Raw genomic sequence first — 3,238 nt, 5'->3', positions numbered from 1 at the left:
CGGCCGCGCCGTCGTCGGCTCCGAAGCCGACGGCCAAGCCGATGCCGGCCCCGCCGAAGCCCGCCGCCCCCCGCGGCGGTGCCCCCAAGCCCGGTCCTCGGGCCTGACCCCCCGGGGTCGCCACAGACCAGCCCGGTCCGGACGGACCGGGGTGACCAGCACTGCCGTGCGCGCCGCGCACGGCAGCGATGAGTGAAGGAGAACGGCAGCCATGCCGAAGATGAAGACCCACAGCGGTGCCAAGAAGCGCTTCCGCGTGACCGGCTCCGGCAAGATCATGCGCCAGCAGGCGAACCGCCGCCACTACCTGGAGCACAAGTCCTCGCGCCTGACCCGCCGTCTCAAGGGCGACCAGCTCGTCTCCAAGGGCAGCATCAAGCAGATCAAGCGGATGCTCGGCATCTGACACCCCCCCGGCCTCGCCGGAACCCCTTCCTCCTCGGCCGTGACGCGCCAGTGCGCGCCCCGGGGACCACACAGATTGGAGTACGCACGTGGCACGTGTGAAGCGGGCAGTGAACGCCCACAAGAAGCGTCGGACCATGCTGGAGCGCGCCTCCGGCTACCGCGGCCAGCGGTCTCGCCTGTACCGCAAGGCGAAGGAGCAGATGCTCCACTCGTTCACCTACAACTACCAGCATCGCCACAAGCGCAAGGGTGACTTCCGTCGCCTGTGGATCACCCGCATCAACGCGGCCGCCCGCGCCAACGGCATGACCTACAACCGCTTCATGCAGGGCCTCAAGCTGGCCGGCGTCGAGGTGGACCGCCGCATGCTGGCCGAGATCGCCGTCTCCGACGCCGCGACCTTCGCCGTGCTGGTGAAGACCGCCCGCGAGGCGCTGCCCGCGGACGTGAACGCCCCCGCCGTCTCCCGCTGAGCCGGCTCCGGGGCCCTGAGAGCCCCACCACCACGCCCCAGGCGTGAGCACCACCGCCGACGGGGCGGGTCCTCCACCGAGGCCCGCCCCGTCGGCGTCTGCGCACCCGCAGCCGAGCCCCGACCAGGAAGACCCCATGACCCCGCACGCCGAGCCGATGACCCATCCCCGCGCCGAGCGCGTGCGCGCGGTGGCAGCCCTGGCGGGCCGCTCCGCCCGACGCCGGACGGGCACGTTCCTCGTCGAGGGGCCGCAGGCCTGCCGCGAGGCCTTGCGCGCCCACCTGGGGGAGGGGCCGACGGCCGCCGCGGGGCAGTGGCGCGCCGGGCGGGTGCTGACCCAGGTGTACGTGTCCGGCGGACTCGTGGACCGGGACCCCGCGCTCGCCGAGCTCGTGGCGCGCGTCCGGGACCGCCCGACGCCGGGTGGTGAGCGCGTCCTGGTGCGCGAGGCCAGCGACGAGGTGCTCACCGCCATGGCCGACGCCGTGACGGGGCAGGACATCGTCGCCGTGGCGCGGATGCCGGAGCCGCAGGCCGCCGAAGCGGTCCTCGAGGAGGCGCGCCTGGCCGCCGTGCTGTGCCGCGTGCAGGACCCGGGGAACGCCGGCACGGTCATCCGAGCCGCGGACGCGGCCGGGGCGGACGCGGTGGTCCTCACCCCGGGCTCCGTCGACCCGTTCAACCCCAAGGTGGTCCGGTCCACCGCCGGGTCGCTGTTCCACCTGCCCGTGGTCACCGCCGTCCCCGCAGAGGCGGCCGCGGCCGCCGCCCGGGCCGCAGGCCTGCAGGTGTGGGCCGCCGACGGCTACGGTTCGGACCGGCTCGACGCCCTCGGCCCCGGCGTGGTCGCCGCGCCGACCGCGTGGCTGTTCGGCAACGAGGCCCAGGGCCTGGACGACGGCGAGCTCGCGCTGGCGGACCGCCGGGTGGCGGTGCCGCTGTACGGGGCGGCGGAGTCCCTGAACGTGGGGACCGCCGCCACGGTGTGCCTGTACTCGTCCGCGATGGCGGTGGCGCGGCGCGCCGGCTGAGGCCGCGGGCGAGGCGGCTCGGGCCGTCCGGAGACGCAGATGGGGCGGGGATCCACGTGGATCCCCGCCCCTTCTGCGCGTTCCCGGGTCGAAACCGGGCCGCTCAGCTCGCTCAGGCGCGGGTGCCGGTGCGGCGGGTGATGGCCTGCCACACGGCCGCGACGATGACACCACCGATGATCGCGAAGATCCAGGTGCCCAGACTGAAGAACTTCTCGTTCACGTTGATGTTGAACACCAGGGAGGCAATCCAGCCGCCGAGGAGAGCACCGACAATGCCGGTGAGGAGGGCGCCGAGCCAGCCGCCGCCCTGACGTCCGGGGAGGATGGCGCGAGCGATGGCACCGGCGATGAGGCCGAGAACGATCCAGCCAATGAAGCCCATGATAGTGATTCCTTTCAGGTTGCGAATCTGACGTACGAGAACGAACGTAGCAAGGGGTTTTCGTCCGGGGCCACCTCTGGCGCCCCGGCTTTTTCGGGATTTCCCGGCCGCACGAGGATCGCCCCGGCCGGGAGCGGGCCGATCAGCGGGGCGAGCCGCCGTCGTCAGCCCGGACGCCGGGCCGCGCCGCGACGTCGCGGCGCACGAGCAGGAACGCCAGCACCAGGCCCGCCAGGGCGATGCCCGCGCCGACCAGCGGCGGGGTCCGCAGCGACGCACCGGCCCCGATCGCGGCGGCCCCGACCCACGCGCCCATCGCGTTGGCCATGTTCAGCGCGGAGTGGTTGAGCGAACCGGCCAGCTGGGGTGCGGTGGGCGCGGAGTCCACGAGCAGCACCTGCAGGGACGGGGCGATCCCGGAGCCGCTGACGGCCACGCAGAAGAGGAACACGATCATCACCGGAGCCCACGAGGCCGTCAGCGCGACGGCGGCCAGCGAGACCGCGCTGAGCCCGAAGCTCAGGCGCAGGGTGCCCACCGGGTCGCGGTCCGTGAGGGCGCCGCTGACGAGCGTGCCGATCACCATGCCGACGCCGTAGAGGGCCAGCACGGCGGGGACCCACCGTTCCTCGAGGCCCGCGACCTCCGTGAGCAGCGGCGCGATGTAGGTGTAGAGCGCGAACATGCCGGCGAAGCCGATCACGCCCACGGCCACCGTCGCCCACAGGCGGCCGGAGGCCAGACCGCGCAGCTCGCGGCCGACCGAGGCGCCCGCGGGGGCCGGCACGGACGGGACGAGCCACGCGGTCGCCCCGACGCACAGGGCCGCGCAGACCGCCACGATGACGAACATCCAGCGCCAGCCGACGGCCTGCCCGAGCGCCGTCGCGCCCGGCACGCCCAGCACGTTGGCCACGGACAGCCCGGCCATCACCCACA

Annotated in this window: 5 protein-coding genes; 3 read left to right on the top strand and 2 right to left on the bottom strand. The window is 73.9% G+C overall.

Annotated elements, in window-relative coordinates; genetic code table 11:
• Nucleotides 1-211 precede the first annotated feature (211 nt).
• The 3 genes from rpmI to D8M29_RS10000 all read left to right on the top strand — a co-directional run bounded on the left by rpmI (nucleotide 212) and on the right by D8M29_RS10000 (nucleotide 1,914).
• Nucleotides 212-406, top strand: coding sequence for a 50S ribosomal protein L35 (gene rpmI, locus D8M29_RS10010; protein ID WP_002853699.1), 195 nt, complete (start codon nucleotides 212-214; stop codon nucleotides 404-406).
• 88 nt (nucleotides 407-494) lie between these two features.
• Nucleotides 495-881, top strand: a complete 387-nt coding sequence (gene rplT, locus D8M29_RS10005) for a 50S ribosomal protein L20 (RefSeq protein WP_041105250.1) — start codon at nucleotides 495-497, stop codon at nucleotides 879-881.
• 136 nt (nucleotides 882-1,017) lie between these two features.
• Nucleotides 1,018-1,914 carry an RNA methyltransferase gene (locus D8M29_RS10000; RefSeq protein ID WP_098092372.1) on the top strand — a complete coding sequence of 299 codons (897 nt, stop codon included), beginning with the start codon at nucleotides 1,018-1,020 and terminating at the stop codon, nucleotides 1,912-1,914.
• A gap of 112 nt (nucleotides 1,915-2,026) precedes the next feature.
• On the opposite strand, the gene D8M29_RS09995 is transcribed toward D8M29_RS10000, so the two are convergent.
• On the bottom strand, nucleotides 2,027-2,299 hold the full coding sequence (locus tag D8M29_RS09995) for a GlsB/YeaQ/YmgE family stress response membrane protein (RefSeq protein WP_020624693.1): 273 nt from the start codon (nucleotides 2,297-2,299) through the stop codon (nucleotides 2,027-2,029).
• Nucleotides 2,300-2,441: 142 nt separating this feature from the next.
• The coding region (locus D8M29_RS09990) for an MFS transporter (RefSeq protein WP_148111573.1) at nucleotides 2,442-3,238 on the bottom strand (797 nt) is incomplete at its 5' end.

It is taken from the genome of Micrococcus sp. HSID17227, assembly GCF_003989405.1.
Classification (GTDB): domain Bacteria; phylum Actinomycetota; class Actinomycetes; order Actinomycetales; family Micrococcaceae; genus Micrococcus; species Micrococcus luteus.
Note: the sequence above shows the minus strand (reverse complement) of the source record. Positions and strands in the feature narration are given on the sequence as shown.

Bases quoted from the DNA above. Each gene is read 5' to 3' on its own strand.
- D8M29_RS10000 (WP_098092372.1), top strand. From the start codon at position 1,018: ATGACCCCGCACGCCGAGCCGATGACCCATCCCCGCGCCGAGCGCGTG.
- rpmI (WP_002853699.1), top strand. From the start codon at position 212: ATGCCGAAGATGAAGACCCACAGCGGTGCCAAGAAGCGCTTCCGCGTG.
- D8M29_RS09995 (WP_020624693.1), bottom strand. From the start codon at position 2,299: ATGGGCTTCATTGGCTGGATCGTTCTCGGCCTCATCGCCGGTGCCATC.